This window comes from Longimicrobium sp., assembly GCF_048594345.1.
Classification (GTDB): Bacteria; Gemmatimonadota; Gemmatimonadetes; order Longimicrobiales; family Longimicrobiaceae; genus Longimicrobium.
Genome location: NZ_JBMDXM010000150.1, coordinates 1 through 25,896, shown reverse-complemented (window position 1 = coordinate 25,896; position 25,896 = coordinate 1). Strand labels below are relative to the sequence as shown.

Annotated in this window: 25 protein-coding genes; 13 read left to right on the top strand and 12 right to left on the bottom strand. The window is 69.6% G+C overall.

Features of this window, described 5'->3' with window-relative positions; genetic code table 11:
• Positions 1 to 96 precede the first annotated feature (96 nt).
• Entirely contained in the window at positions 97 to 408 is a 312-nt protein-coding gene (locus ACOJUJ_RS16335) for a hypothetical protein (protein ID WP_420127961.1), read from the bottom strand.
• 405 nt (positions 409 to 813) lie between these two features.
• Complete coding sequence (locus ACOJUJ_RS16330) at positions 814 to 1,848, bottom strand: TerC family protein (RefSeq protein ID WP_420127962.1); 1,035 nt, start codon at positions 1,846 to 1,848, stop codon at positions 814 to 816.
• A gap of 498 nt (positions 1,849 to 2,346) precedes the next feature.
• Here ACOJUJ_RS16330 and ACOJUJ_RS16325 point away from each other — a divergent pair, with 498 nt between their 5' ends.
• A complete protein-coding gene (locus tag ACOJUJ_RS16325) occupies positions 2,347 to 2,685 on the top strand; it encodes a heavy metal-binding domain-containing protein (RefSeq protein ID WP_420127960.1) in 339 nt (112 codons plus the stop codon).
• Between the two features lie 469 nt (positions 2,686 to 3,154).
• Here the strand turns inward: ACOJUJ_RS16325 and ACOJUJ_RS16320 are convergent, their stop codons facing one another.
• The 4 genes from ACOJUJ_RS16320 to ACOJUJ_RS16305 form a co-directional block, all read right to left on the bottom strand.
• Complete coding sequence (locus ACOJUJ_RS16320; RefSeq protein ID WP_420127959.1) at positions 3,155 to 3,580, bottom strand: hypothetical protein; 426 nt, start codon at positions 3,578 to 3,580, stop codon at positions 3,155 to 3,157.
• A gap of 362 nt (positions 3,581 to 3,942) precedes the next feature.
• Complete coding sequence (locus tag ACOJUJ_RS16315; protein ID WP_420127958.1) at positions 3,943 to 4,242, bottom strand: hypothetical protein; 300 nt, start codon at positions 4,240 to 4,242, stop codon at positions 3,943 to 3,945.
• Positions 4,243 to 4,369: 127 nt separating this feature from the next.
• Positions 4,370 to 5,224 (bottom strand): metallophosphoesterase family protein, encoded by an 855-nt coding sequence (locus tag ACOJUJ_RS16310; RefSeq protein ID WP_420127957.1) that lies wholly within the window; start codon positions 5,222 to 5,224, stop codon positions 4,370 to 4,372.
• A 29-nt stretch (positions 5,225 to 5,253) separates the two neighbouring features.
• Entirely contained in the window at positions 5,254 to 6,051 is a 798-nt protein-coding gene (locus ACOJUJ_RS16305) for an alpha/beta fold hydrolase (protein WP_420127956.1), read from the bottom strand.
• A 116-nt stretch (positions 6,052 to 6,167) separates the two neighbouring features.
• On the opposite strand from ACOJUJ_RS16305, the gene ACOJUJ_RS16300 reads away from it, so the two are divergent.
• Positions 6,168 to 6,968 (top strand): NRDE family protein, encoded by an 801-nt coding sequence (locus tag ACOJUJ_RS16300; protein WP_420127955.1) that lies wholly within the window; start codon positions 6,168 to 6,170, stop codon positions 6,966 to 6,968.
• A gap of 396 nt (positions 6,969 to 7,364) precedes the next feature.
• On the opposite strand, the gene ACOJUJ_RS16295 is transcribed toward ACOJUJ_RS16300, so the two are convergent.
• Positions 7,365 to 8,258, bottom strand: a complete 894-nt coding sequence (locus tag ACOJUJ_RS16295) for a hypothetical protein (RefSeq protein ID WP_420127954.1) — start codon at positions 8,256 to 8,258, stop codon at positions 7,365 to 7,367.
• Entirely contained in the window at positions 8,255 to 8,704 is a 450-nt protein-coding gene (locus ACOJUJ_RS16290; protein WP_420127953.1) for a hypothetical protein, read from the bottom strand. Before ACOJUJ_RS16290 ends, ACOJUJ_RS16295 begins: the two co-directional genes overlap by 4 nt.
• A 163-nt stretch (positions 8,705 to 8,867) precedes the next feature.
• Between ACOJUJ_RS16290 and ACOJUJ_RS16285 the strand changes: the two genes are divergently transcribed.
• The 3 genes from ACOJUJ_RS16285 (at position 8,868) to ACOJUJ_RS16275 (ending at position 11,141) form a co-directional block, all read left to right on the top strand.
• Entirely contained in the window at positions 8,868 to 9,695 is an 828-nt protein-coding gene (locus ACOJUJ_RS16285; protein ID WP_420127952.1) for a hypothetical protein, read from the top strand.
• 116 nt (positions 9,696 to 9,811) lie between these two features.
• Positions 9,812 to 10,504 (top strand): TIGR04283 family arsenosugar biosynthesis glycosyltransferase, encoded by a 693-nt coding sequence (locus ACOJUJ_RS16280; RefSeq protein WP_420127951.1) that lies wholly within the window; start codon positions 9,812 to 9,814, stop codon positions 10,502 to 10,504.
• 424 nt (positions 10,505 to 10,928) lie between these two features.
• Positions 10,929 to 11,141, top strand: a complete 213-nt coding sequence (locus ACOJUJ_RS16275; RefSeq protein WP_420127950.1) for a cold shock domain-containing protein — start codon at positions 10,929 to 10,931, stop codon at positions 11,139 to 11,141.
• Positions 11,142 to 11,609: 468 nt separating this feature from the next.
• Here ACOJUJ_RS16275 and murB read toward each other — a convergent pair whose 3' ends face one another.
• A complete protein-coding gene (murB, locus tag ACOJUJ_RS16270; RefSeq protein ID WP_420127949.1) occupies positions 11,610 to 12,566 on the bottom strand; it encodes a UDP-N-acetylmuramate dehydrogenase in 957 nt (318 codons plus the stop codon).
• Between the two features lie 242 nt (positions 12,567 to 12,808).
• Between murB and ACOJUJ_RS16265 the strand changes: the two genes are divergently transcribed.
• The 3 genes from ACOJUJ_RS16265 to ACOJUJ_RS16255 all read left to right on the top strand — a co-directional run bounded on the left by ACOJUJ_RS16265 (position 12,809) and on the right by ACOJUJ_RS16255 (position 15,290).
• Positions 12,809 to 13,456, top strand: a complete 648-nt coding sequence (locus ACOJUJ_RS16265; RefSeq protein ID WP_420127948.1) for a glycogen-binding domain-containing protein — start codon at positions 12,809 to 12,811, stop codon at positions 13,454 to 13,456.
• A gap of 8 nt (positions 13,457 to 13,464) precedes the next feature.
• Positions 13,465 to 14,550 (top strand): glycogen-binding domain-containing protein, encoded by a 1,086-nt coding sequence (locus ACOJUJ_RS16260; protein ID WP_420127947.1) that lies wholly within the window; start codon positions 13,465 to 13,467, stop codon positions 14,548 to 14,550.
• A gap of 68 nt (positions 14,551 to 14,618) precedes the next feature.
• Entirely contained in the window at positions 14,619 to 15,290 is a 672-nt protein-coding gene (locus tag ACOJUJ_RS16255) for a hypothetical protein (protein WP_420127946.1), read from the top strand.
• A 410-nt stretch (positions 15,291 to 15,700) separates the two neighbouring features.
• On the opposite strand, the gene ACOJUJ_RS16250 is transcribed toward ACOJUJ_RS16255, so the two are convergent.
• The gene (locus ACOJUJ_RS16250) at positions 15,701 to 17,386 is read right to left on the bottom strand and encodes an ABC1 kinase family protein (protein WP_420127945.1); all 1,686 of its coding nucleotides are present in this window, start codon (positions 17,384 to 17,386) and stop codon (positions 15,701 to 15,703) included.
• Positions 17,387 to 17,716: 330 nt separating this feature from the next.
• Here ACOJUJ_RS16250 and ACOJUJ_RS16245 point away from each other — a divergent pair, with 330 nt between their 5' ends.
• The 4 genes from ACOJUJ_RS16245 (at position 17,717) to ACOJUJ_RS16230 (ending at position 21,105) form a co-directional block, all read left to right on the top strand.
• Entirely contained in the window at positions 17,717 to 17,941 is a 225-nt protein-coding gene (locus ACOJUJ_RS16245) for an amphi-Trp domain-containing protein (RefSeq protein ID WP_420127944.1), read from the top strand.
• A 110-nt stretch (positions 17,942 to 18,051) separates the two neighbouring features.
• Complete coding sequence (locus tag ACOJUJ_RS16240) at positions 18,052 to 19,086, top strand: FAD-dependent oxidoreductase (RefSeq protein WP_420127943.1); 1,035 nt, start codon at positions 18,052 to 18,054, stop codon at positions 19,084 to 19,086.
• Between the two features lie 81 nt (positions 19,087 to 19,167).
• Positions 19,168 to 19,653, top strand: coding sequence for a hypothetical protein (locus tag ACOJUJ_RS16235; protein WP_420127942.1), 486 nt, complete (start codon positions 19,168 to 19,170; stop codon positions 19,651 to 19,653).
• Between the two features lie 102 nt (positions 19,654 to 19,755).
• Positions 19,756 to 21,105 carry a TIR domain-containing protein gene (locus ACOJUJ_RS16230; protein WP_420127941.1) on the top strand — a complete coding sequence of 450 codons (1,350 nt, stop codon included), beginning with the start codon at positions 19,756 to 19,758 and terminating at the stop codon, positions 21,103 to 21,105.
• 97 nt (positions 21,106 to 21,202) lie between these two features.
• Here the strand turns inward: ACOJUJ_RS16230 and ACOJUJ_RS16225 are convergent, their stop codons facing one another.
• Positions 21,203 to 23,887, bottom strand: a complete 2,685-nt coding sequence (locus ACOJUJ_RS16225; RefSeq protein WP_420127940.1) for a DUF5916 domain-containing protein — start codon at positions 23,885 to 23,887, stop codon at positions 21,203 to 21,205.
• A 602-nt stretch (positions 23,888 to 24,489) separates the two neighbouring features.
• Positions 24,490 to 25,056: a MogA/MoaB family molybdenum cofactor biosynthesis protein gene (locus tag ACOJUJ_RS16220; RefSeq protein WP_420127939.1), complete on the bottom strand. Its 567-nt coding sequence runs from the start codon at positions 25,054 to 25,056 to the stop codon at positions 24,490 to 24,492.
• 97 nt (positions 25,057 to 25,153) lie between these two features.
• Between ACOJUJ_RS16220 and ACOJUJ_RS16215 the strand changes: the two genes are divergently transcribed.
• On the top strand, positions 25,154 to 25,774 hold the full coding sequence (locus tag ACOJUJ_RS16215; protein ID WP_420127938.1) for a pentapeptide repeat-containing protein: 621 nt from the start codon (positions 25,154 to 25,156) through the stop codon (positions 25,772 to 25,774).
• The last annotated feature ends 122 nt before the right edge of the window (positions 25,775 to 25,896 follow it).

The following is a 25,896-nucleotide window of genomic DNA, read 5'->3' as shown; positions in this document are numbered from 1 at the left end:
TGTGGGGCCCGCAAGGGCCGCCGGGGCGGGCTGGCTTTAGGGGGCGGGGTTTTTTGCCCCCCGCCCCGCTTCTCGTTCATCCGCCATCCACCATGATCAGGCGCAGCAGCGCTCCGGGCCGGTGGCGAAGTTGCAGGAAGCCATGCAGGTAGCGCAGGTGGCGGCGCCGTTGCAGGTGGTGCCACCGCACGTCACCGCGCAGCTCAGGCAGCTCACGTAGTTGGAGGGCGCGGGGCAGCCGCACGTGTTGTCGTCGCAGGTGAAGTCGCAGGTGGGCTGACCGGCCGCGGTGCAGGTGAACGTCTCGCGGCCCTGCCGCGCGTCCACCGTTCCCCGCGCGGGCGCGGGGGGATGGGTGGCAAAGGATTCCACCTGGATGCCGTCGAGATCCAGCGTAAGCTTGCGCATGCTGCACTCCGGTCTGGTAGGGGTGGCCTGCCCGCGTCCCGCGGGATCCACGGCTCGCAGGGTCAGGCGGAATAGGTGAGTGGTCTGCCAGTATACCACCCCTCTCCCGGGCCGCGCCACGCCGCATGCTCAAAGCCCCTCCCGGACCTCCGGGAGGGGCTTTGCGTTCATCCGCCGAAACAGGTCTGGCGTTGTTCAGGCGGCGTCGTGGCCGCGGCGTTGATCCGAGCTGCCGCGTCTGTGTCCAAGCAGACCGAGAGCAGATCCATCGACCCCGACCGCGACGCGAGGAGCGGGGTCCGCCGTGGCCGGGCCTCAGGATAGCAGCCCGGCGCGCTCACGTTCTTACACCATCACACCCCAACACCCTCACACCCCAACACCCTCACACACCCCAACACCCGATCACGCCCGGTTGTCGCGCATCCCCGCGTCATCCGGCGGCAGCACGGGCCCCGGCGGGTCGTCGCGCGGGTCCAGCGGGTCGTGTGAGACCTCGTCGTGCGTCTCCAGCTCCTTGGGGAACATGAGCGACAGCACCACGGCGCCGATCAGCACGCCGGCCACCACGAGCAGCGATACGGCGGTGGGCACGTGGAAGTAGCCGCTGGCCAGCATCTTGGCGCCGATGAACACCCGCACGATCGACAGGCCCAGCTGGAGGTAGTGGAACTGGTCGATGACGCCGGCGAGAAGGAAGTACAGCGACCGCAGGCACAGGATGGCGAACACGTTGCTGGTGTAGACCAGGAACGGGTCGCGCGTGACGGCAAAGATGGCGGGGATGCTGTCGACCGCGAAGATCAGGTCGGTGGTCTCTACCATCACCAGCACCACGAACAGCGGCGTGGCCGCCGTGCGCAGCTTTCCGCCGATGGTTTCCTTGACGAAAAAGTGCTTTTCGCGGTAGTCGTTGGTTACCGGAAAGAAGCGGCGGATGAGCTTGAGCGCCGGGTTGGATTCGGGCTCGATGTCCATCTCGTCCTGGGTGGCCATCTTGATGCCCGTGTACACCAGAAAGGCGCCGAACACGTAGATGATCCAGTGGAACCGCTCGATGAGCAGCGCGCCCGCGGCGATCATGATGCCGCGCATGACCAGCGCGCCCAGCACGCCCCAGAACAGCACCCGGTGCTGGTACTGCGGCGGAACCTTGAAGTAGGCGAAGATCAGTACGAAGACAAAGATGTTGTCGACGCTCAGCGCCAGCTCGATCAGGTAGCCGGTAAGGAACTCAAGCGCGTCCTTTTGCCCGCTGACCCCTTCTACCGGCAGGTAGCCCATCCAGATGGCGCCGGCGAAGGCGATGGCCAGCGCCACCGTAAGCCCCGCGAACAGCCCCGCCTCGCGCACCTTTACCACGTGCGCCTTGCGGTTGATCACGCCCAGGTCAATGGCCAGGATCACCAGCACCAGGGCGGTGAATGCCACGTAGGGAATCACGTTTCCGTTCAAGACCGTATCAATCCTCCACGATGCCGCGCCGGTACGCGCGGTCTGGACACGAAAAAAAGAGCGAGCCCTTCGTCCGGAGCACGGCCGTGTGGCCGTCCCCGCGACGAAGGTCTCGCCCTGACGATGAGTGCCCTGCAGGCATCCGCGTCCCAACCGGACCGTGCGGGTGCAAGCCCGCAGTCTTGACGATCCGGCCGCCGGCTTTCTCGCCGGTAAGCTACTCCCCTTCTCGTTTCGATCTGGTGAACCTACCCAGCAATTCTCCTGCCGTCAACGCGCCCCGTCCCCCATCCCGGCGCCGGCGCGCGTCCCGGGTCTGCGCGGCGGGAGCGTGCATCGTGGTATACGCCGCTGTAACTTCTGGTGGATCATCGACGTAGGTGCACGGGCCAGGCACGTGCGGCACCCGGCGCGGACGCTCGTATGACGGCGCGCGGCCGCGATTGCGGGGAAAGTCCATCCTTTACGAAAGACGAGCGAGAGATGCTGATCACCACGACGAACACGGTAGAGGGCAATCAGGTCACGCGGTACCTGGGGCTGGTGAGTGGCGAGGCCATTCTGGGCGCCAACATCTTCCGCGACTTCTTTGCGGGGATTACCGACATCGTGGGCGGGCGCTCCGCGGCGTACGAGCAGGAGCTGCGCAAAGCCAAGCAGATGGCCATCAACGAGATGATCCAGGACGCCACCTCGCGCGGCGGCAACGCCATCATCGGCGTGGACCTGGACTACGAGACCATCAGCGTGGGCAAAGGCGGCGGCATGCTGATGGTGAGCGCCAGCGGCACCGCCGTCGTGCTGGCCCAGCCCACCGACTGATCGCCCGCATCCCCCGAATGACGAAGCGGTGGCCTCCCCCCGGAAAGCCACCGCTTCTTGATCCTGTGCAGCATCCGAAAAACGCACCGGGTGCTATGCAAAGGTCCAGCGACGGGTGTCATTCTGAGCCTGAGGAAGGCGCCCGCTCGGTTCTCTCCGGCTTGGCCTGTGCGCCGACCGAAGAATCTGCCGGATGGGCGCGCGGCTCCGTCGGCTACGTCCGGCTTCTGCGCGAGGGCCGCCCGCTCCGGACAGAGATTCTTCCGGTCGGCGCACAGGCCGCGAAGCGTGAAGAAGGCTGGGTGCGGCGCCTTCCTCAGAATGACAGTGATTTCCCCGGACGAACCTTTCTGCGGATTCCGGTATCACCCGTTCACCCGTTCACCCGTTCACCCGTTCACCCGTTCACCCGTTCACCCGTTCACCCGTTCACCCGTTCACCCGTTCACCCGTTCACCCGTTCACCCGTTCACGGCGCAGGCGTCGTCGCGGGCGCCGCGCGCGGATGGAATGCGTTGTGATAGCGCGTGTAGATCAGCATCACCCGCTGGCTGCTTTCCGGCGCGGCGCGGGCCAGGAGGGTGATGATCTCGTCGCGCTGGGCAAGGATGGCGTCCACCTCACGGCGCTGGGTACCTTCCAGCGTGGGGGTGGCGGACTGCAGCGTGGCGTAGACCTCCGTCATCAGCTGACGCGCGCGCTCGTAGTTGCTGCGCAGCGCCTCGGTGAGCGCGGCGCCGATCTGCCCCTCCACGCGCGACATCTGCAACTCGTGCCGCGACGTGTCCAGCCGGTCGCGCAGGCCGTTGGCGCGTGACCACTGCGGAAGAAAGCCCAGCAGAAACGCCACGAGTGCAATCCCCACGGCGATGGCGATCAGGCGGGTGCGGTCCATGGGATGGTGCGGGGCGGGGACAAGTGAAGTGCCGGGCGGCATGATGGGGCGCGGCCTCGCCGGTCCGCAAGGCTGCGCTTTGCGCGGAACCCTGAACGTCCACGGCGATCCGCCTCCAGGAGCGAATGAAATCGCCGCTGGGGATTCGCACAATCCGCTTGCGCGGATTGTATTGCGGGAGAAGGGCCGGGGGTGAGGGCCCCTCATGCGGTTGAAGCCCCGTTCCGCGAGCGTCAGCGAGCGGAGACGGGGCTTATCGCTTTCCCAGCAGCGGATTCATCCGCTCATCGCTCATCCGCTCATCCGCTCATCCATTCATCCAGCCTCATCCGCTCGGGGGCAATCACGTCCGGCGCCGCCCGTTACCGCGCCTCGAAATCTTCCTCCGCCGGGTCCCTGCGGGCGGGGAGCGGCTTGATCGGCGGGCGCATGGCGGACGCGGGGAGCTTGACCTCGCACGTGCCGGAGATGCACGGGATGGTGGTGTGGATCAGCGCGAGGGAATCGGCGTTGACGGGCGCGGATGCGGACTGCTCCGGCGCCGGCCTTTCGATGGATACGGCCGAGCCGGGGGCCGGTGCGCCGGAGGCGGACCCGATGAACACGGGAAGAAGCAGGAGCGCGGCCCCGGTGCGGGGACCGCGTAGCGCGGGGTGTAGCATGGAGCGGTGCCTTTGCTGCGACGGGAGTGTGTATCACAATAAAGCACCTCTCCCGCCACGGCAAGCTTTCTTTTTTCCCGAAATTTCCTGGTGTTGCCCTGGCCCCGGCCGCCCGTCCCCGCGAGGCTCAGTGGCAGCTTGCCTGCCCCGCGTCGGTGTAATCGCGCCCGGCGATGGGAACGAACTCCCACGCATAGCTGTCGGGGCGAAACTCCAGCCGAAGCACGCCGCGCACGTGGGACTCGATCTCTTCGCTGCCGCGCACCCGCTCGCGCAGCCGGTACGAAGGCGCGCCGCCGGTGCCCACCACGAACTGGCGGATTCCCCGTTCCCGGTCAATGCGCCCCACCGGGTCCAGCGGCGCGAACCGCTCGTAGTGGTGATCGTGGCCGCTCAGCACCACGTCCACGCCGCCGTCGTACATGGCGCGGTAGGCGTCGATCACCTTTTCCTTGCCGCCGTGCCGACCGCTGCTCCACCGCGGATGATGAAAGTAGGCCAGCGTGCAGCGGGTGGGGTGCGCGCGCAGGTCGGCCACCAGCCAGTCGTACTGCTCCGTCCCGCGCTCCAGGCCCGCGTCGCTGTTCAGCACGATCACGTGCCAGCCGTCGTGATCGTAGCTGTACCAGCCTTTCCCCCTGGGCCCCGCCCGCTCGCCGAAGTAGCGAAAGTAGCCGGCCGCGTTCTCCGTCCGGTACTCGTGGTTGCCCACCGCCGGCCGCGTACGGTCCAGGTGCCGCCCCCAGGTGCGGTGGTAGCAGTTGCGGTACTCGCCGTAGGTGCCGTCGGGATACACGTTGTCGCCCAGCGGCGCCACAATGCCGGGGATGTCGTCCAGCAGCCGCGCCGTGGCCTCGTCGCCGCGCCAGAAGCAGCTGGAGATGTCGCCGGCGGCGACCAGCGAGGTCTTGTCTCTGCCCCCGTCGCCGCCACCGCAGGCGGCGAGCGAAAGGGCCAGCAGCAGTGCGGCGAGCGGGCGCATCCAGACGGGCGGGGTAGCGGGTTGGGGCGTCAGGCCGGGCTGGCGGCGCGGATAAAGTCGATGGACAGCACGTTGAACAGCTCCGGACGGTCCACGTTCACCACGTGCCCGCACTCCGGCAGTACTTCCAGCTTGCTGAAGCGCGTGTGGCGGCTGACCAGCCCCGTGACGGAGGGAAGGAACATGTGGTCCTCGTCGCCCATCACGTACAGCGTGGGAATGGGCAGCTCCTTTTGTTCGAACAGGCGCACCAGCAGCGGGTTTACCTCGTACGTCAGGCGGAACCAGCGGATGAACTCCTTCTGGCACAGCCGCTTGGCCTGCGTGACGAACAGGTTGCGCGCCTCGCGGTGCCGCTTGCGGGGCATGATGATCCACGCGAACAGCCGGTACAGCCACATGTACGGCATCACGCGCTTGAACGCGTTCCCCATCGTCACCAGAAAGCGCGAGCGCAGGTTCAGGCGGATGATGGCGCCGCCCATCACCATCGACCGAACCCGCTCCGGCGCGATCTCGCCCAGCGTGCGGATGAGGATGCACCCCAGCGAAATGCCCACGAAGTGCGCGGAGGCGATCTCCTCGTGGTCCAGCACGTCCAGGATCTCGCGCGACACCGCGTCGAAGGTGTAGCGGTCGCCCTCGAACGGCCTCAGCAGCGGCGGCTGGCTGTCGCCGTGGCCGCGCAGGTCGATCAGCAGGACGTTGAAGACCTTGCGGAACTCCTTTACCTGCCGGTACCAGATGGACGAGCTGCCGCCGGCCCCGTGCACGAAGACCACCCACTCGTGCTGGGGTGAGATGAAGTGACGGCGGTAGGACAGCATGGCTCGGGTGCTCGTGATGGGGGTACCGAGGTTGGCCTCGCGCGGGGCGAAGGCGGACTTGATACTCCGCACCGCCCGGCGCGTTCGGCTCTGTTCACGGTTTGCGGAAGCATCTCATGTGCCTGATCGCGCTCGCGCTGCACGCGCACCCTTCGTACCGGCTGGTGATCGCCGCCAACCGCGACGAGTTCTACGCCCGCCCCACCGCCCCCGCCGCCTGGTGGGCCGACGCGCCGGACCTTCTTGCCGGCCGCGACCTGCGCGAGGGCGGCACCTGGATGGGCGTTACCCGCGCCGGCCGCGTGGCCGCCGTCACCAACTACCGCGACCCCGGCTTCGCGCAACTGGCCGACGCTCCTTCCCGCGGCGCGCTGGTCGCCGACTTTCTGCGCGGCGCGGCCGACGCGGAATCGTACGCCAACGATCTGGCTGAACGGGCCGCGGCGTACAATGGTTTCAACCTGCTGGTGGGGGATGACGGCGGATGGTTCTACGTCTCCAACCGCACGGCGGGCGTTCGGCGGCTGGAGCCCGGCGTGTACGGGCTGAGCAACGCGCTGCTGGATACGCCCTGGCCCAAGGTGGTGCGCGCCAGGCGGGCGATGGAGCAGGCGGTGGCCGCGGCCGAGGGTCCGGGATGGGATGCGCGGCTGTGGGAGGCGCTGGCGGACCGCGTGATCGCCGCGGACGACGCGCTCCCCGACACCGGCGTGGGCTCCGAGCGCGAGCGCCTGCTCTCCGCCCCCTTTATCCGCACCGACGTCTATGGCACCCGCGCTTCGACCGTGCTGACGATCGCGAACGACGGCGAGGTGCGGTTCGTGGAGCGCTCCGTGGTGCCGGGACAGGATGGATGGACGGAATCGCGCCACGCCTTTCGTATCGGCTCCGAATCTGGCTCTGGCTCCAGCGAATGACGCCCCGGAACGATCGGATGATGATCGGTGGAAGGTGGGAAAGGGCGCTCCGGGATCAATCCGCCGCCACAAACTCAATCCGCCGCCATAAACAAGGAATGGGCGGGTAAACCCGCGGCTCGAAATGCCACAAGCCCCGTCTTTGCTCGTTCCTCGCAAAACGGGGCTTCACCTGCTCGTGTGGGCCACGCCCGGCGTGCTTGGTCGGTGTGGCGCGGGCGTATCCGTCCACGCGTCTCGTGACCCGCCGACCCCGAGATGTTGAAGCCCCGCCCCGAACTCCGCGAGCTCGGGGCGGGGCTTATGGCCCTTATGGCCACGGGTTTCAACCCGTGGTGTGTCGGCGCTCCACGTCTCGCCTGCCGGAACGCGCGCCGGCGGGCGAAACGAGCGAGGCTATCGCCGCGCGGCGCCGGTGGCGGCCTGCAGCACGCGGCTGCTCACCACGTTGCCGGCCTGGTCCACCGCGTACTCGATCACCGCGCCGGAGGTGTGGCGCACCTGGCGCAGGGTCTGGCCGGCGGCGTTGGTCGTTTCGCGCAGCAGCGGCAGGCTGGTGATCTGCCCCAGCGTGCGCTCGTTCACCAGGTTGCCGGCCGTATCCACCGTGCGCTCCACCAGGTTGCCCGCCGTACCCAGCGTCACCTGCACCGTCTGTCCCAGCGTGTTCACCGTCTGCGTGAGCAGGCCGCCGGGCTGCGTGACGTTGTTCAGCGTCTGCCCCACCGCGCCCACCGCGTTCTCGGCCACGCCCCCCGGGGCCAGCAGCGTGTTCGCCACGCCGCCCACCGTGCCCACGGCCGAATCCACCGTCGTAAGCACCTGGGTAAGGAGCTGTGGGTTGTTGTCCAGCGTGGTGACCACCCGGTCCACGATGCGGGCCACGTTGTCCAGGTCCACGTAGACGAACGCCTGCGCAAGCACCCCCACGATCTCCAGCTCCACGCGCTGAATGGAAACGTCAGCCCCGGCGCCGATGCTCACCAGGTTGGCCGCGTTGGCGTCCAGCGCCAGCGTGGCGCGCAGGTCGGCCACCGTCAGGCCGATGGAATCCACCGAAAGCTCCGGCACCTCGAGCACCACGTCGTAGTGCGGCGTGCCGATCTGCGACGACGGTGTACGGGCCGCCGTCGCCGGCCGCGCGCCCGCCGGCCGCGGCGCGGGATCGCCCAGCACGCGGGCGCGGCGCCCGGCCACGCTGGTGTCGCGCACCTGCGCCTGCACCTCCGTGGCGAGCAGGGCGGCGCCGCACAGCGCGGCGGTCATCCAGTGGCGCATCATCGTCCTCATCTCCCGGGCGGGTTGGCCGGCGCGGTCTGGCCCGCCGGCGGTTGTGTCACGTTGGTCTGCACCTGCACCGGCGCGCACAGCGCGGGGTCCGCCGCCGCCAGCGCGGCGATGCACTCCACGTTCAGCCAGGTGCGGATCTCCACTCCCACGCGTACGCCGCGGTAGGTCACCCCCGGCTGCACCGGGTCCGGCAGGTTGGTGCGCTCCGTCACGTAGGCCGCGGCCGGCAGCTCGCATCCGTTCACGCGCAGCCGCGCCTGTGGATCGGACCCGAAGCGCAGCTCGGCCGCGGCGACGGTGGCCACGATCAGCACATCGGGCTTGCGTTCGGGCACGACCGCAGAGTCCGCGCCCATGCCGGGGAGCGCGCACTCCTGCGCCGCGGCGGGCGCGCACGCCAGCACGGTGAGCATCGCCGTCATCGAGCCCGTCCAGCGCAGCCGCATCAGGGTGCCGTGCAGGGGAACGCATGCCGCTTTCGGCGGGCGTCGGCGTAGTCAAGTTCCATGCCCCGGCGCCGCCCGGAGCGCGGCAACCTTTTTGCAAAGCGCCCCCGCCGCCGGACGCGGAGCGGGCCGGCCACGGTGCACCGGAACGGGGAGACGCGCGATGCGCAGGTCGATGGGGATGATGGCGGTGGCAGCCGTGTTCGCGCTGCCGGCGGGGATGGCGGCGCAGCAGCAGGCGTTTGGTGCGGAGTGCCAGCCGGAGGCGCGCCAGGCGGCCGGGCCGCGCCCCGAGCACCGCGAGTACGACGTGATCGTGGACGTGCCCAACCTGTGCGTGGAGCGCATTCGCCTGCGCGTGCAGAACGTGGACGCGCGGCTGGCGCTGAACGCGCGGGTGGCCAACCTGGTCACCGTGCGCGCCGGCGCCGACGTGCACATCGCCGAGGTGGACCTGGGGATCAACGGCGTGCGGGCCGAGGCGCTGCTGCTGGTGGACCTGGACAACGTGGTGTACATCGTGGACCGCGCGCTGCAGTTCGTGGACGACAACCCGCAGATCGTCTCGCAGCTGGTCGGCACGGTGCAGAACACGCTGGGCACGGTAGGCGGCGTGGCCAACACGGCGCTGCGCCCCGGCGGCGTGGTGGACCAGACGGTGGGCACGGTGGGGCAGACGCTGAACAACGTCACCGCGCCGGGTGGCGTGCTTTCGCAGACCGTCAACACGCTGGGGCAGACGGTGCAGCGTACGGTGGATGCCACCGGCAACATCGTGGAGCAGACGCTGACCACGGCGGGCGGCGTGGCCAGCACGCGCACCGTGGGCCGGCTGCTGGACCTGCCGGTGCTCCGCGAATCCACCAACTCCGCCGGCCAGGCGGTGCGGCAGGTGCGCGACCAGAGCGGCGCCGTGATCGAGTACGTGCTCGACAACGCCGGCCGCGTCGTCCGCAGCCGCGTGGTGCAGGCCGCCCCCACCCGCCGCTGATCTACGTCGGCGCGGATACAACGAACGGGAGATCCACGGGATCTCCCGTTTTTCGTTCCGCGCTGACGCCATCATCCGCCGATCCTCATCCGGATCCGCCGACCCGTCCTATCCCCATGCCCGCCGCCGCCCTCACCCGCATCTCCATCATCATCCCCGCGCTGAACGAGGCGGCGGGGATCGCGGATACGCTGCGTCCGCTGCAGCCGCTGCGCGCGCGCGGGCACGAGGTGGTCGTGGTGGATGGCGGCAGCGCGGACGGGACGATGCAGATCGCCCGCCCGCTGGCGGACCGCGTGATCGCGTCGCCGCCCGGCCGCGCGCGCCAGCAGAACGCCGGCGCGGACGCCGCCACGGGCGACGTGCTCCTCTTTCTCCACGCGGACACGCAGCTCCCGCCGGACGCCGACGGGCTGGTGATCGGCGGGTTGATGCGGAGCGGGCGCGGCTGGGGGCGCTTCGACGTGCGGCTGAGCGGGCGGCGGCCCCTGCTGCGCGTGGTGGAGCGGATGATGAGCCTGCGGTCGCGCCTCACGGGCATCGCCACGGGTGACCAGGCGATCTTCGTGCGGCGCGGGTGGTTCCGGCGCGCGGACGGGTTTCCACGGATTCCGCTGATGGAAGACGTTGCGCTCTGCGGCACCCTGCGCCGCATGGGCCCGCCGCTGTGCCTGCGCCAGCGGGTTCTTACCTCCAGCCGCCGCTGGGAACAGCGCGGCATCCTCCGTACGATCCTGCTGATGTGGCGCCTGCGCGCGGAGTACGCGCTGGGCGCCGACCCTGCCCGCCTGGCCCGCCGCTACCGCTGACACACGGTTCCCCGCAGACGCGACGGCGTAGTCGGTGCGGTTGAGGAGCTTCCCCATGCCCATTTATCCATATGCTCGTTGCGACGGATAAGGCGGTGACGAGAACGTGTAGATGGAATGCGGGCTTTCTCCTCTAAACATGATTCTTGACGGATTAGGCGAGTGCGATTAGGTTGGTTCTCGAATCAACATCCTCCCGATTCACGAATCCCGACCGCGGCACGTTCCTCAGGTTTTCCGGTGGTCCTCTCTCGCACGTTCCGGCTCCTCCTGAACCCGACACGCCCGACCTCGGTCGCGTAGCAGCGGCCTGTCCGAGACATCGGCGGCCGAATGCCCCGCGTGGGGGGCGCATCAACCCACGCAGCCTTGCCGGGCAGACGACGCCCCTGCCCGGAGAACAACCAGTTTTGGGAGCACTGCCATGCGTAACGTAGGTACGGTCAAGTGGTTCAACGACGCCAAGGGATTCGGGTTCATCACGCCCAAGGACGGGAGCAGCGACTGCTTCGTCCACTACTCGGCCATCCAGGGAAGCGGCTTTCGCACCCTGATCGAGGGTGATGAGGTCGAGTTCGACCAGGTGGACGGCCCCAAGGGTCCCGCCGCCGCCAACGTCGCCAAGGCCGGCGTCTGAGGCAGGGTTCCTGACGCGTGGCGAGCGCCGCGGCGGACGAAAGTCTGCCGCGGCGCTGTCGTGTGGAGGGGCAAGGGTGTCATCCTCTGGCCGCGTGCCGTCCGCCCCAGGAGCGAATGAATTCGCCGCTGGAAAGTCGCGAAGTCCACCTGCGTGGACTGTAGCCGCGGGATGGTCGCGCCACGACAATCCACGAGCACGCCGACGCTAGATTGCTCAATCGCGCGCCAGGTTGAGATAGAACCGAAGGTTCGGTGCGGCGTTCCGTCGAAATGACAATTCTGCGCGGGTGGCGAAGGGCACGGACCCTACGAGCAGGTGAAGCCCCGTTCGGTGAGCTTTGCGAGCGGAGACGGGGCTTATCGCTTTCCCAGCAGCGGGTTTACCCGCTCATCCTTCGGCCGGCCCACCCTTGGCCGTGGCTACGAGACCTGGGACCTGCCCGACATCGCGGTTCCGGATCTTACCTCAAAACTCGCCAATCATCCCGATCTCCGTCTTCAGCTCGTACCCCAGCTCGCGCTTAACCGTCGATTGCGCGAGGTCGATCAACGCCCTGACGTCTTTCGACGTGGCGCCGCCCAGGTTGACGATGATGTTGGCGTGCTTGTGAAAGATCTGCGCGCTGCCCAGCACGTGGCCCTTCAGGCCGCACTGGTCGATCAGGCGGCCGGCGCCCACGCCCTCGATCTTCTGGAAGATGGAGCCGGCGCTGGGGTACAGCCACAGGTCCGGGTGCCGGTCGTCACGCCACTGCAGGTTCTCGCGGATGGTGTCGCGCATGGCCTCGCGCGGCGTGGGATCCAGCTTGAACGTCACGTCCAGCACCACGTCCTTGCGGTCGTGCAGGATGCTGTAGTCGTAGCCGAAGTTGAAGTACGCGTGGTCCACCTCGCGCACCTCTCCTTCTTCGCTCAGGATGGTGGCGCCCTCCACCACCTCCTCGATGAACATCGTCCGCTCGCGTTCTGGCGGGGGGCTGAGAAAGTGCAGGTTCTGCCACACCGCGCCGCCGACGGTGCTGGGGATGCCCACGTAGTGCTGCAGCCCGCCCAGCCCGCGCGCCACCGTCATCTGGATCAGGTCGTGGTAGATCTTTACCCCCGACCCGGCGCGCACGCGGGTCTCGTCCAGCCACTCGATGGTGTCGACGTCGTTCTTGATCACCAGCCCGCGAAAGCCGCCGTCGCCCACCAGGATGTTGGCGCCCAGGCCCAGCAGAAAGAACGGGATCTCCAGCTCCCGCGCCGCCTGCACCGCCGCCGCCAGCTCGTCCTGGGTCAGGGCGCGGTACAGCAGGTCCGCCGGTCCGCCGATCTTGAAGGTGGTGTGCGGGGCCAGCGGGGCGTCGCGCTCCAGGCGCGCGTCGCCCAGGCGCTCGGCCAGCGCGTCAACGGCAAGGTCCAGGGCTTTGGTCGCAGGCATCCGGTCGGGCATGTTGGGGGATCGGGGGCGCGGCACGTTCACGCCCGGCGGCGCGGTTTGCAAGGGGGGTGCCCGGTGCCGAACTTCCTCGCGCCGCGGCGGTACGGAAGGTGGCATCATCCCCGTTCCGTGCGTAGGTTGTACAGGGGGAAGGCGCCTCGCGCGCGTGTGACGCCGCGCGTCCGCCGCTCGTCAGGTTTTCTGCCCCGCATTCGCGGAGCAGCTTGCAGTTCGAGGGTTCGATGATGAACGACCGCATCCACCAGCACCTGGACGGCGACCGCCCCGCGCTCACCCCCGAGGAGCGCGCCGAAGCGGACGCCTTTGCCCGCACCCTGGACGCCGCCGCCGCGCACCTGCGCGCCGTGCCCGCGCCCGACCTGGCCGCGCGCGTGATGGCCGCGCTGCCGGCGCAGGCGCCCGCCGTCCCCGCGTGGCGCAAAGCCGCGGGGTGGCTGTGGAACCCGCGCCCGGTGCGCCTGACCTTTCGCCCCGCCTACGCGTTCGCGGGCGCCGCGCTGGCCGCCGTGGCCGCCATCGTCGTTCCCACGCTGGACCAGGACGAGGCCAGGCCGGTGGCCGTCGCCCCGCCGGCGCCGCGGGCGGCCGCGCCCGTGGTGTACGTGCAGTTTCGCCTGGAAAGCGAGCAGGCGCGGCAGGTGGCGCTGGCCGGCACGTTCACCGGCTGGCAGCCCACGCTGCAGCTGGAGCAGAAGGAGCCGGGGGTGTGGACCGCGCTGGTGCCGCTGAAGCCCGGCGTGCACGACTACGTGTTCGTGGTGGACGGCGAGCGGTGGGTGCCGGACCCCAACGCGCCGCAGCAGGTGGACGACAGCTTTGGCGGCACCAACAGCCGCATCTCGCTCCCCCCGCTGGGCGCCTCGGCGTGATTCACCGGGTGATCCTGACGGCGGCCTGCGCCCTGCTCCTGGCGCCGGCCGCCGCGTTTGCGCAGTGGAGCGTGGAAGCCTCCGCCGGCCGCGCGGTGCACGACCCGGTGGCCGCGCGGGTGAGCACCACCAGCGCCTCGCTGGGCGTGGGGTACGAGAATCCGGACGTGGGATGGGGGTACCTGTCCGGCGGCGCCCCCATCGAGGGCGGCGGGCCCAGCTGGGGCGTGGGCGGCGTGGGCGGATGGATCGGCCTGCGGCGCGGCGACCTTCAGCTGGGCCTGTCCACGTCCGGCCACGGCTACGCCTACGGCGCCGCCGGGCCCAACCCCTCCGGCGGCGGCGGCACGGTGGAACTGCTTCCCACCGTCGCCTGGCGCCGCGGCATCATCCTGGCCGAGCTCAGCTCCGGGTTCACGGGCGCGTACGACGACCTGGGCGACAGCACCCACACCCGCGGCTTTCACGATTCCGCCGCGCGCCTGGCCGTTACCGTCGCCCGGGGTGTGACGGTGGGCGGGGACGCGCGCTGGGTGCGCGGCGAAGGCGCCGACTGGCCGTACGCCGGCGGCACGGCGGAGCTGCGCCGGCCCTGGGGTGCCGCGTGGGCGTACGCCGGCGCCTGGCTGGACGAGGACCGCCCCGATCCTTCCACCGCGTACGGCGCGGGGGTGCGGGTGCGGGTGATGAAGGGCACCGACGTGCAGGCCACCGTCCGGCAGGAGCCTTTTGAGCCGTTGTACTGGAACGCCCCTCGCAGAAGCTGGGGGCTCTCGCTCCGCCGCACCCTGGGGCGCGAGGCGTCGCGGGCGCTTCCGGCGATGGGGCTTCCCGACCTGTCCAACGGGTGGGCCGTGTTTCGGCTGCCGCTGGCGGAGCACCCGCGGCCGCCCGCGGTGATGGGCGACTTCAGCGGGTGGCAGCCCGTCGCCATGTCGCCGGAGGGGCGGGAGTGGGTGGCGCGGGTGCGGGTGCAGTCCGGCGCGCACCACTACGCCTTTCGCCTGGCGGACGGCACGGTCATGGTGCCGGCCGGCGTGTCGTCGGTAGATGACGGGTTCGGCGGAAAATCGGCCGTGCTGGTGGTGCCGTGAGTGACGTTGCGAAAGTTGGGTGCGTCATAGGCGCGAACGGGGTGTTGGAAGGCTACTCGGCGAGATCGATGATCGTTCGACTTTTCGTGGTGCTGTGGCTGGCGCTGGCGGGGTTCCCCGCCGCGGCGCACGCGCAGGACCCTCAGCAGCGGATCGAGGCGGCGCGCCGGCGGGCGGAATCCGCCGGCATTCCGGTCGCGCTGCTGGACAGCAAGGTGGCCGAGGGGCGCGCCAAGGGCGTGCCCCTGGACCGCGTTGCCGTGGCGGTAGAGCGGCGGCTGGGCTCGCTTTCCCGGGCCCGCGAGGCCATGGCCGGCGCCCCGCGCGGCGCGCCGGTGACCTCGGACGACCTGTCGGTGGGCGCGGACGCCCTGGAGGCGGGGGTGGAGCCCGGCGTGCTGGGCCGCCTTGCCGCCGCCGCGCCGGGGGATCACCGCGCCGTCGCCATCGCCGCGCTCACCCAGCTGGTGAGCCAGGGTGAAAGCTCGGAGCAGGCGCTGGCCCGCGTGACCAGCGCGCTGCGGCGCGGCCCCGACGCGCTACGCCGCCTTCCCGGCGAGGCGGCGGCGGAGCGGTCGCGGGGCAACGGCCCGCCACCCGGCCGCGGCAACCAGGGCCAGGGGAACGCGCGTGGGCGGGGGCAGGGTGGCCCGCCCGCCGCCGTTCCGGGTCCCACCGACCGCCCCGGCCGTGGCCGGGGCCGCGGCAACAATCCCAACAAGCCCGGCAAGCCAGAGTAGCCCGTTCCGCCGGACGATGAACGACAAACGCCGCCCCACCGGGCGGCGTTTGTGTTGGCGGACGCAGGGCGGGGTGAGGCGAGCGGAGGGGTTCGGAGCGCTTCGGAAGGCTCGGCAGGCCCCCTCCGGGCCGGCACCACCGGCCCACCTCCCCCGAAACTGCCGGGGGAGGTTGGGTGTGAGGCAGGCGGTGGTGTGTTTCGGATTGGATGGTGCGGGATGGTGAGCCGCCCTCCCCGGCCCTCCCCCGCAAAAAGCGCGGGGGAGGGAGGTGCGACGCAACTTTTCGAATCGGGATCGACTTCTCCCCACAACGCGAGGAACGAGCGGGGAGGGGCCGGGGGAGGGGCACCGCGTCGGCGTAGCGTGATGCCGTTCGAATCTCCGAATCCCCGAATCCCCCGATCCTCCTACTTCTTTTTCCCCTGCTGGTCCCGCTGGCGGATGTCGTTGATCAGGATGTCCATCACCAGCACCAGTCCCAGGGCGGCGGCGAGAAGAAAGAAGATCATCGCCACGCCGGGGTAGCCGAAGAGGGTGAAGCGCGTGGAGATGCGCATCATCATCGCCGCGCCGATGATCAGCGCGGCCACGACGATGCCCATGGAGATGCGGTTGGACATCTTCTGCATCCCGTCCAGCAGCCACGCATCCTCCACCACCCGCACGCGCACCTCCAGCCCCTCTTCCGTCACCGTCTCCAGCGCGCGGTTGATGCGGCCGGGAAGCTTTTGCACCAGCTCGTTCATCTCGAGCAGGTTGGTGAACATGCGGCCGGGCGACACGTTCTTAAGCATCTGCCGCCGCATCAGGTCCGACGCGTTGCGCTGGATGGCGGCGTTGGGATCGAACTCCGGGTCCAGCGTGCGGCCCACCTGGTCCAGCGCCAGCAGCGCGCGGCCCAGCATGGTCATCTCCACCGGCAGGCGAATGCCGTTCTCGGCGGCGCTGCGGGTCACGTCCAGCATCACCCGCCCCACCTGGATGTCCTGCGCGTTGCTCGCCGTGGCGAAATCCGCGACCAGCGCCTTTACGTCGGCCGTGAAGCGCGCCTCGTCAAAGTGGTCGCGCTCCTCCCCGGCGCCGATGGTGGCCTCCGCCGCCTCTTCGCCGCGGCCGTCGCTGATGGCCAGCACCATGCGCAGCAGGTGCTGCTGCAGGTCGGGGCTGAGCGTGCCCACCATCCCCACGTCCAGCAGCGCCAGCCGGCCGTCGTCCGTCAGAAAGACGTTGCCGGGGTGCGGGTCCGCGTGAAAGAAGCCGTCCACCAGGATCTGCTTGAGGTAGGCGCGGAACAGCTCTTCGGCCAGCTCGCGCCCGTCCACTTCCATCCGCGCCAGCGGGCTGAGCTTGTTGATGTTTCGCCCGCGGATGTACTCCATCGTAAGCACGCGGCCGGTGCTGTAGTCCTCGACCGGGCGCGGGACGATGATGCGCTGGTACTCGGCCAGGTTGGCGTCGAGCGTGGCCATGTTGCGGGCCTCGCGCGCGTAGTCCAGCTCGGTGAGCAGGGTGCGGCGAAACTCCTCCAGCACGCGCGCGGGCTCGTACTTTCGCCCCTGCTTCGTGTGGCGGTCCATGAAATCGACCACCTCGCCCAGCGCGTCCAGGTCTTTTACGATCTGCTCGCGGATGCCGGGGCGCTGCACCTTGACCGCCACCGTGCGCCCGCCGCGCAGCACCGCCCGGTGCACCTGCCCCAGCGACGCCGCGGCGATCGGCGTGCGGTCGAACGATTCGAACGCCTTGCTGACGCGCACACCCAGCTCCTCGCTCACGATGCGCTCGGCCTCTTCCCCATCGAACGGCTCCACGCGGTCCTGCAGGCGGGCCAGCGCGTCGGCGTAGGCGCGGGGGATGAGGTCCGGCCGGGTGGAGAGAAGCTGGCCCAGCTTTACGAAGGTGGGCCCCATCTTTTCCAGGTCTGCCGTAAGCTGCTCGGCCTCGGCGGGCTGGCCGTCCACGGGCGCGGCGCCTTCTTCCAGCGCGCCCTCCAGCCCGGCGGACTTTACCAGGTCGCTGCGGCCGTAGCGCATCAGCAGGCGCGCCAGGTCACGGTAGCGCTTCAGGTGCTCGGGGCGCAGCGAGAGGGCCATCGGGTGTGTCCGGTCACGAATGGGTGGATTGGGACCCGTTTTGAGCCCCGCAAGCGCAGAAAGCGTGCGCGGGAAAGGTGTTACAGACCTTGGACGGGAGGGTACGGGTTTCGTGGGAGGTCTGGCGCGGGGACCGTGATCAGCAACAGAACGGGGTACAGAGGAACAGGGAAAGCCAGAGGAACAGAGGAAATCATTTGTCCTGCGAGGCGCCGCCTTCGTGCATCACCTGCCCCACGCCGTCCGGCTGCGCGCTCTTGCCGGGTTCGGAGGCGGATGGGTATCGTCCACCGTCCACCGCGGTTCTCATCCAGCACCAGCCGAAACGACATGTCCGACGATCGCGACCTGGAGAAGGTCTACACGCGCAAGCAGTTCGCGGCCAAGCTGCGCCGCCTGGCCGACAGCATCGAGACGGAAAAGGCGTTCACCATCCAGGTTGCCGGCGAGCGCCTGAAGATCCCCGCCGACGCCGAGTTCAACGTGGAGCACGAGCGCACCGGCGATACCGAAGAGCTGGAGTTTCAGCTCCGGTGGAAGCGCGCGGCGGAGTAAGGCCCGCGCCGGACTTCCTGTCCGCTAGGCATCCGCCGGCAAGCGCACGGGCTGCCCTCCCGGTCCGAGGGCAGCGCCTGAACCGTCCCGAAGTTCATGGAGGTTGAAGGATGGCGCTCGACGTCGCGGTGGTTGGCGCAGGCGTGTCCGGCCTTACGTGCGCCGTACGGCTGTTGGAGGCGGGATACACCGTACGCGTGGTGGCGGCGGAGTTCGCGACGGATCCCCCGCGTCATCCGGAAGGGGATGATCGCGAAGCGGGATACCCGCCGCCCATGTGCTCTCCCTTCGCCGCGGCGATGTGGTATCCGTTCGCGGTCGAACCGCTCGATCGGGCCGCCGGCTGGGCAAAGGCAAGCCTGGCACACTACCGGACACTCGAGCAGCACAAGGAATGGGGCGTGTCGCTTGTGCCGTTCAGCTTGTTCTTTGGAAAGGAGCCGGACGCGATCGTAGCGTCCCTGATGGCTGAATGCAGTCCACATCCAATCCCCGTTCCGTCAGCGGAGTACACAGTCGGGATCCGTGTCGAGGCGCCGTTCATTGAGACGCGGGTGTTCCTTCCTTACCTCGAATCCTGTGTTCGTGAACGGGGCGGCACCGTTGAGCGGCGGACGCTCGATTCGCTGGAAGCCGTGCGCGCCCTGGCTTCGGTGGTCGTGAACTGCACGGGACTGGGCGCGGGAGCGTTGTGCGAGGACGACGCCGTAGAACCCATCCGCGGACAGGTGCTTCGCGTCGCGGCGCCCGCCGTGAACGCATACTCGCTCGCGCTGCCCGATGGCGGAAATCCGATCTACGTCATCCCGCGTTCCGCCGATTGCGTGCTGGGCGGTACGGAGGAGCATGGTGAGCGACGCACCCGGCCGGACGCGCGGATGCTCCGCACCATCGAGGAATGGTGCCGTTGGCTGGAGCCGGATCTTGGGGAGGGGTACGAGATCGTGGCCGAGAAAGCAGGACTGCGCCCGGGCCGCAACGAGGTGCGGCTGGAGCCGGAGGTGTTCGATGACTGCACCGTTGTCCACAACTACGGGCACGGCGGGGCGGGGTTCACCGTGGCATGGGGGTGCGCTGATGAAGTCGTGAGGCATGTGAAGGATGCCTTCCAGGCCCGCGCAGACGGCACCACCGCGCCCGACTGAGCGCAGTCCGGGAGTTTTCAGGGAGCGCCCCGCATCGGCAGGTCCGAATGCGGGGCGTTCTGTCGCGCGTGGGCAGGCGTCTTGCTCCCGCCCCCCGGCATGGGAAGCCTGCTGGCGGTGGATCTGGGGCTGCGCACGGGGCTGGCGCTGTACGGGGGCGACGGGCGGCTGCAGTGGTACCGCTCGCAGAACTTCGGCACGGCGACGCGGCTGCGGCGCGGCGTGCACGGGGTGCTGCGCGACCTGCCGGAGGTGCGCTGGCTGGTGCTGGAGGGCGGCGGCAACCTGGCGGAGATCTGGACGCGCGAGGGCGAGCGCCTTGGCCTCACCGTGCTGCGCATCTCGGCGGAGACGTGGCGCGAACGGCTGCTGTACGCGCGCGAGCAGCGCAGCGGCGCACAGGCCAAGCACCACGCCGGCGACTTTGCGCGCCAGGTGATCGACTGGTCCGCGGCCCCACGCCCCACCTCGCTGCGTCACGACGCGGCGGAGGCCATCCTCACCGGCCTGTGGGGGGTGCTGCACGTGGGCCTGCTGGAGCAGCTGCCCCCGCAGCTGCGCCGCTGATCGGGACGCTTGCCCGGCGCACGTCCTGACGGCTATCGTGCTTTGGTCCGTCCCTCCCGCCCGCGCGTTCCCCGGCGCCCATCCCATCGCTTCGCCACCGCCATGTCATCCGACATCTTCATCAGCTACGCCCGCAAGGACCGCGAGCGCGTCCGCCCGATCGCCGACGAGCTGGCGCGGCTGGGCTACACGATCTGGTGGGACACGGGGCTGGTCACTGGCGAAGACTTCCACGAGCGCATCGAAGAGATGCTGGAGGGCGCCCGCATCGTGGTGGTGGTGTGGTCGCGGAACTCGGTGGATTCCAAGTTCGTGCGGGACGAGGCGCGCCGCGCGGAGCGGCGCGGCGCGCTGCTGCCGGTCTTCATCGATCCCGCGATCGATCCACCCCTGGGACTGGGCGAGATCCAGGCGAGCGACCTGTCCGGCTGGCTGCTGAACCCGGCGAACCGGACGCCCTTTGAACAGTTCACGCGCGACGTAGCCGCGGTGCTGGGGCGAGAGCCTTCGCCCCGGCCACTGCCCGCACCCCCTTCACCACCCCCCGCCGCCGTCCTCCTGTGGCGCCGGCCGGCGTTCCTGGCGATCGCCGGAGTCGTGGTGGCTGCGATGCTGGTCCTGGGCTTTCTCTCGTTCAACGAGAAAAGCGGCGGCGCTACGGAGATCGTCGCGGACAGCACCCCCGCCGATGCGAGGGTGGCGGGCGGCGGCGCGGAACCGGCACCGCCCGACACCCTGCCGGTGCAGGCCCAGCCGCGCACGGACATGCTGGTGGGCTTTCAATGCGCGCTTCCCGGCCAGAGCCGAAACCCCCTGGGGGAGCGGGCGGAGCGCCATACGCCATCGCCTTACCGGGTGACGGCAGATCACGTGCTGGTACGCGCGGACGGACAGCCGGTGCGGCTGGTGCAGGCCGGCAGCGTAGGGGATACGCTCCGCGACCGGCGGCTGATCGTGGCGAACTTCACGGCGATGCCGGCGCGGGGGGTGGAGGCGTACTTCGAGGGCGACGTGCGTGCCAGCGCGCACCTGCTGATCCGCCGTGACGGCTCCGTTACGCAACTGGTGCCGTTCGACATCGTCGCCTTTCACGCGGGGCAGAGTCGGTGGAAGGAGCTTACGAGCCTGAACCGCTACTCGATCGGCATCGAGATGGAGAACCTGGGCCTGCTTAGGCAGCGGGAGGGCGCCTGGTACTTTCAGGAAAACACACGGGTGCCCGCCGATTCGGTAGAGCGGTTTGCCGGGGCGAATGGCCGGGTGCAGGGCTGGCACGCCTTCACCGATGCGCAGATACAGTCCTTCTTTCAGGTGTCATGCGCGCTGCGCCGTGCGTATCCCACCATCGAGGACGTGGTGGGGCACGAGGACATCAGCCCGGGAAGAAAGATCGATCCAGGCCCCGCGTTCCCCCTGGCCGCCGTCCGCGCGCGCCTGTTCCCGCCGCGGTAACCGCAGCCGGCAGACACGAAAACGCCCCGCCCGGCAGCTGCCGAGCGGGGCTTTTCGTCCAGCTATTCCCCGTTCCCCGTTCCTTGTTCCCCGCGGTTCACAGGTTGAGCCAGTAGTTCAGCTTGATGGCCAGCACGTTGGTGGGCGGCGCAAGGGAGTCGTCGAACAGGCGGCCGAAGTCGCGGCCGGCCTGGAACGAGCCGTCCTGGGCAAAGTGGCTGCGGCCGTGGCTCCACACCACGAACAGCGCCGAGCCGGGCCGGTACTCCCACCGCAGCACGGCGTTGGTGCGCAGCTCCTTGAAGTTGAAGTCGGGGTTGCCGAAAGTGAAGTCCGGATCGCCCGCGCCGTCCAGCCGCACGCCGTACTGCTCCGGATCGCCCGCGTCGATCTCCGTGCCCACGGCGTAGTCGTGAAAGCGGCCGTCGAAATCATCCGCGTGGCCGTCGATCACCTCGCGGAACTTCGAATACTCGCCGGCGGCCACGAAGGGCTGGGCGTACAGCTCCAGCGTCAGCCTGGGCGTAAAGGCGTAGTTCAGGCGCGTACTGAGCGAGACGGTGCGGTTCTGGATGTTGCCGAACACGTAGTGCGTGCGGCCGTCCGGCGTGTGGCCTTCGGAGACGAAGATCCACGGATCCTCGCCGATGTTGACGTTGGGCCCCAGCGAAAGCCGGATGCGCGAGCTGGGGCGCACGTTGATGGTGCCGCCGGCAAAGTATCCCCCGCCGCGGGTGCCCCACTCGTTCCATCCGCCGTAGAACAGCTCACCCGACACGCGCCGCCGCCCGTCGGTGTAAAAGCCGCTCTCGAAGTTGGTGTACGCCGGCCCCACAAAGCTGGGCCCGCCGCGCAGCACGTCGGCCCGCAGCGCCACGAACTCGTGGTTCACGTTCACCCACGATCCCCAGTTGTTCAGAAAGTTGCCGGCCGCGCCCGCGTTCATCCCCGTGGAAAGGCGCTCGCCACCAAAGCTCCACCCGCTCCAGCCGTGGACGCCCGCGTCCCAGGCGCGGAACACCTTGCCGGGGCGAAACTCCACGTAGTTCAGCCGCGCGCCGGCCAGCGCCCAGTCGGCGTTGCGGACGTAGCCAAGGTCGTTCATCTCCAGCCCCGGCGAGCGCGCGTGGCCGTACGCGCCCGCCCGCCAGTGCCCCCCTAGCTTCTCGATGGACGCGCGCCCCATCCACCCGGTCAGGCTGGTGGCGTCCGGATCCAGCTCCAGGTGGTCCGCGTCGGGGCGCTGAAAGTAGTGGCCGGCGCGGGTCTGGATGGCGGTGATGGCGCCGGTGCCGCCGCGCACGTGCGTGCCCACCAGCGCGCCCTCTACCTGGTAGCCGTTGCCGCCAAAGCGGTGGCGCCCGTCGATCCCCGCCAGGTACGCCTGCCCGGGAAGCCAGTTGAGGTCCTCGGCCCCGTCCAGGTCGCGGTGCGTGGCGGTAACGATGCCGCCCACGGCGCTGTTTCCGCCGCCAAAGTCCTTGATCACCCGCCCCACGGCGTAGTTGGTCATGGGCTCCACGACGGTCTGGCCGCGGCCGTCGGCGGTGGCAAAGCGCACGTCCTCGCGCGCGGTGACGGCGTCCAGCAGGCCGATGGACCACCCGCTGCGCGTTTTGCCGGAGAGCTTGGCGGCGCCCAGGATGGTGGTGGCCTCGGGCGCGGCGGTGAAGCGGGCGTCGTCGGGGGCGCTGCCCTGGGGCGCGCGGCCCAGGCGGCGCGAGTAGAACGGCTGGTCGTTGCCAAACTGCCCGCCCCGCACGCCGTACGGAAAGCCGACGTCGAAGCTGAAGATGTCGGCTCCTTCGGTAAAGAAGGGCCGCCGCTCCTGGAAAAAGCTTTCGAAGGCGCTCAGGTTCACCTGCGACGGATCGGCCTCCACCTGCCCAAAGTCGGGGTTGATGGTGGCGGTGAGCGTCAGGTCCGACGTGAGCCCGTACTTGACGTCCGCGCCCACGGAGCCGAACGGCGCGTTCTCGCTCCAGAACGGGTCGTCCCGCGATCCCGGCTCGCGCGTGACGCGGGCCACGGAGTAGGGAAGCACCTCCAGCCGCCGCGCGGAGCGGATGCCGCGGATCCCCGCCACCTCGCCGAACTGCGAGACGAAGCCGTTGCGGCCGGGGTTGATGTGGCTCCAGTCGGCGATCTCGCTGCGGCGGGCGATCTCGCGGGTCACCTGGATGCCCCACGTCTGCTCGCCTTCGGTGCCGCTGTAGCGAAGCTGCGACAGGGGGATGCGGTACTCCACGGACCACCCGGCGCTGTCCACGCGTGCGGCGGACTCCCACACGGCGTCCCAGCCCAGGTCTTCGCTGGTGTCGTTGCTGTGGAACGCGTCCTTCTGCACGCCGCGCGGGTTGACGGAAAAGCGAAAGGCGGTGCGCTTGTCGTTGTAGCTGTCCAGCATCACGTGCGCCCACTCGGACGAGATGCCGGCCAGGTCGCGGCGTCCCAGCGGCATCTGCAGCGAGTCGGGCGAGGGGTCGTGCATGCGCATGGCCACGTACACGGCGCCGTCGTCGTACAGGATGCGCGCTTCGCTGGGAAGGGTGGCGGCCGCGCCCGGGTTGGGCGCGCGCTGCACAAAGCCGGTGAGCGGCTGCGCCTGCCGCCACGCGGCGTCGTTCAGCACGCCGTCAATCTGCGGCGGTTCCGCGGTGCGGGCGGCCTGCGCCACGCGGCGGCCGGCGGTGCCGCCGGCGTCGGGTGCGGCGGCCTGCTGCTGCGCGGCCGCGGGCGCGGCCAGGGCGAGTGCGGCCGCAAGGGCGAGTGCACTGCGCATAGGTCGAAATGCTCCACATTGAAAGGAGGCTGGGCGCGGCGCGGAGAACGCCGCGCGTGCCGGGTGGAACGGGTGAACGCCGTTCACTCCGGACGCGTGGTGAGATGCCGCCGGGTATGGTGGTTGTTTGAAGGGGTTGGGTTAGCGATCGGTTAGCGGGTGATGGGGTGGGGAGGTTGGGGCGGGGTGTCAGGGTGTCAGGGTGTCGGGGTGTTGGGGTGTCGGGGTGTTGGGGTGTGCGCGGAGCGCCGGGGTGGGCGCCGGGGCGGGGTTCCGGGCGGGGGCGGGGCGCCGGGGCGGCTAAAGCCGCGGCTCGAAGGCCATAAGCCCCGCCGGGATGAGCGGGTAAACCCGCTGCTGGGAAAGCGACAAGCCCCGCTGGGCTCGCGGAGCTCGCCCGGCGGGGCTTCACCTTCTCGGGTCGTCCGGGGCCGGCGCGCCGGGGGAGTTTTCGCGCGCACCAAACCATCCTGCGGAGTGCGGGGCGGCCCATGCGAGCAGGTGAAGCCCCGTTTTGCGAGGAACGAGCAAAGACGGGGCTTATCGCTTTCTCAGCAGCGGATTTATCCGCTCATATCCGCTCATCCCCGCGCGTGGATCCCCTACCGCGTCGTCTCCGCCCCGTCGTCCGGCGCGTGGTTCGGCGCAGGCTCCGGCGCGACCAGCCAGGCCATGTGCTTGAGCTCGGGCTCGATCAGGCGCTCCCAGGCAAGGCGCACGGCGGCGGGGGAGCCGGGGAGGGAAAAGACGATGCGGCCGCGGTACGTGCCGGCCGTGGCGCGCGAGAGCATGGCGGCGGCGCCCACCTGCTCCCAGCTGAGCATGCGGAACAGCTCGCCAAAGCCGGGGATGGGCTTTTCCAGGTGGCGCACCAGCACGTCGTAGGTGGTGTCGCGCGGGGCGATGCCGGTGCCGCCGTTGAACACGATCACCCGCGCCGCGCCGAACGCCATGGCGTGCAGCGCCGCCTCCACCTCCATCGGCTCGTCGCGAATCAGGCGGTAGCCGCCCACCTGGTGGCCCGCGGCCTCGATGGCCTGCCGCAGCCAGGTGCCGTTGGTGTCCGTCTCTTCCGTGCGCGAATCGCTCACCGTCACCACCGCCACCGCCACCGGCCCGCGCTCCGCCTCGGCCGCGCGGTGGTGCCGCTCGCTGCTGTCCGTCGTCATCCCATCCCTCCCCTTGTCCGTGTGGGTCCCTGAAACCTTAGATTGCCGCGGCGGAAGAAGCCGCCGGAATCATCATCCCCATCGTACGAGAAAGCACGTGGCGGAGCGAAAGCACGGGGCCAAGGCGCCCGCGACCACCAGCACCGTGTCCGCCGCGGACTGGTACGGCGAGGACATCTCCGGCCAGACGCACGAGAAGGTGCTGTTCACCGATCTGGACCTTACCGAGGTGGAGAACACCGGCGCCGTGTTCACGGAGTGCACTTTTCGCCGCGTGAAGTTCAACGTCAGCACCCACCGTGACGCGGCGTTCGTGAACTGCACCTTCAACGGCTGCACGTTCTACAACACCACGTTTACGGAATGCAAGTTTCTGGGCAGCGTGTTCGACCGCTGCACCTTTGACGTGATGAAGGTGGAGGGCGGCAACTGGTCGTTCGTGGGGCTGTCGGGCGCGGACCTGCGCAACGCGTCGTTCCGCGGCGTGCGGCTGCGCGAGGCGGACCTGGCGGGCGCCCGGCTGCAGGGCACCCCATTGCGCGACTCGGACCTTTTCGGCGCGTCGCTGCACGGCGCGGACCTTACCGGCTGCGACCTGCGCGGCAGCGACCTGGCCGGACTGGACCCGGAGAACGTAAAGCTGCGCGGCGCCATCATCACCATCGACCAGACCATCGCCATCGCGGAAGCGTTTGGCCTGGACGTGCGCGCGGAGTAATCCTCCCCGCACTCCCGCACTCCCGCACTCCCGCACTCCCGCACTCCCGCACTCCCGCACTCCCGCACTCCCGCACTCCCGCACTCCCGCACTCCCGCACTCCCGCACTCCCGCACTCCCGC

Coding starts and splice junctions, on each gene's coding strand:
- ACOJUJ_RS16335 (WP_420127961.1), bottom strand. CDS start 408: ATGCGCAAGCTTACGCTGGATCTCGACGGCATCCAGGTGGAATCCTTT.
- ACOJUJ_RS16325 (WP_420127960.1), top strand. CDS start 2,347: ATGCTGATCACCACGACGAACACGGTAGAGGGCAATCAGGTCACGCGG.
- ACOJUJ_RS16320 (WP_420127959.1), bottom strand. CDS start 3,580: ATGGACCGCACCCGCCTGATCGCCATCGCCGTGGGGATTGCACTCGTG.
- ACOJUJ_RS16315 (WP_420127958.1), bottom strand. CDS start 4,242: ATGCTACACCCCGCGCTACGCGGTCCCCGCACCGGGGCCGCGCTCCTG.
- ACOJUJ_RS16310 (WP_420127957.1), bottom strand. CDS start 5,224: ATGCGCCCGCTCGCCGCACTGCTGCTGGCCCTTTCGCTCGCCGCCTGC.
- ACOJUJ_RS16305 (WP_420127956.1), bottom strand. CDS start 6,051: ATGCTGTCCTACCGCCGTCACTTCATCTCACCCCAGCACGAGTGGGTG.
- ACOJUJ_RS16300 (WP_420127955.1), top strand. CDS start 6,168: ATGTGCCTGATCGCGCTCGCGCTGCACGCGCACCCTTCGTACCGGCTG.
- ACOJUJ_RS16295 (WP_420127954.1), bottom strand. CDS start 8,258: ATGAGGACGATGATGCGCCACTGGATGACCGCCGCGCTGTGCGGCGCC.
- ACOJUJ_RS16290 (WP_420127953.1), bottom strand. CDS start 8,704: ATGCGGCTGCGCTGGACGGGCTCGATGACGGCGATGCTCACCGTGCTG.
- ACOJUJ_RS16285 (WP_420127952.1), top strand. CDS start 8,868: ATGCGCAGGTCGATGGGGATGATGGCGGTGGCAGCCGTGTTCGCGCTG.
- ACOJUJ_RS16280 (WP_420127951.1), top strand. CDS start 9,812: ATGCCCGCCGCCGCCCTCACCCGCATCTCCATCATCATCCCCGCGCTG.
- ACOJUJ_RS16275 (WP_420127950.1), top strand. CDS start 10,929: ATGCGTAACGTAGGTACGGTCAAGTGGTTCAACGACGCCAAGGGATTC.
- murB (WP_420127949.1), bottom strand. CDS start 12,566: ATGCCTGCGACCAAAGCCCTGGACCTTGCCGTTGACGCGCTGGCCGAG.
- ACOJUJ_RS16265 (WP_420127948.1), top strand. CDS start 12,809: ATGATGAACGACCGCATCCACCAGCACCTGGACGGCGACCGCCCCGCG.
- ACOJUJ_RS16255 (WP_420127946.1), top strand. CDS start 14,619: ATGATCGTTCGACTTTTCGTGGTGCTGTGGCTGGCGCTGGCGGGGTTC.
- ACOJUJ_RS16250 (WP_420127945.1), bottom strand. CDS start 17,386: ATGGCCCTCTCGCTGCGCCCCGAGCACCTGAAGCGCTACCGTGACCTG.
- ACOJUJ_RS16245 (WP_420127944.1), top strand. CDS start 17,717: ATGTCCGACGATCGCGACCTGGAGAAGGTCTACACGCGCAAGCAGTTC.
- ACOJUJ_RS16240 (WP_420127943.1), top strand. CDS start 18,052: ATGGCGCTCGACGTCGCGGTGGTTGGCGCAGGCGTGTCCGGCCTTACG.
- ACOJUJ_RS16230 (WP_420127941.1), top strand. CDS start 19,756: ATGTCATCCGACATCTTCATCAGCTACGCCCGCAAGGACCGCGAGCGC.
- ACOJUJ_RS16225 (WP_420127940.1), bottom strand. CDS start 23,887: ATGCGCAGTGCACTCGCCCTTGCGGCCGCACTCGCCCTGGCCGCGCCC.
- ACOJUJ_RS16220 (WP_420127939.1), bottom strand. CDS start 25,056: ATGACGACGGACAGCAGCGAGCGGCACCACCGCGCGGCCGAGGCGGAG.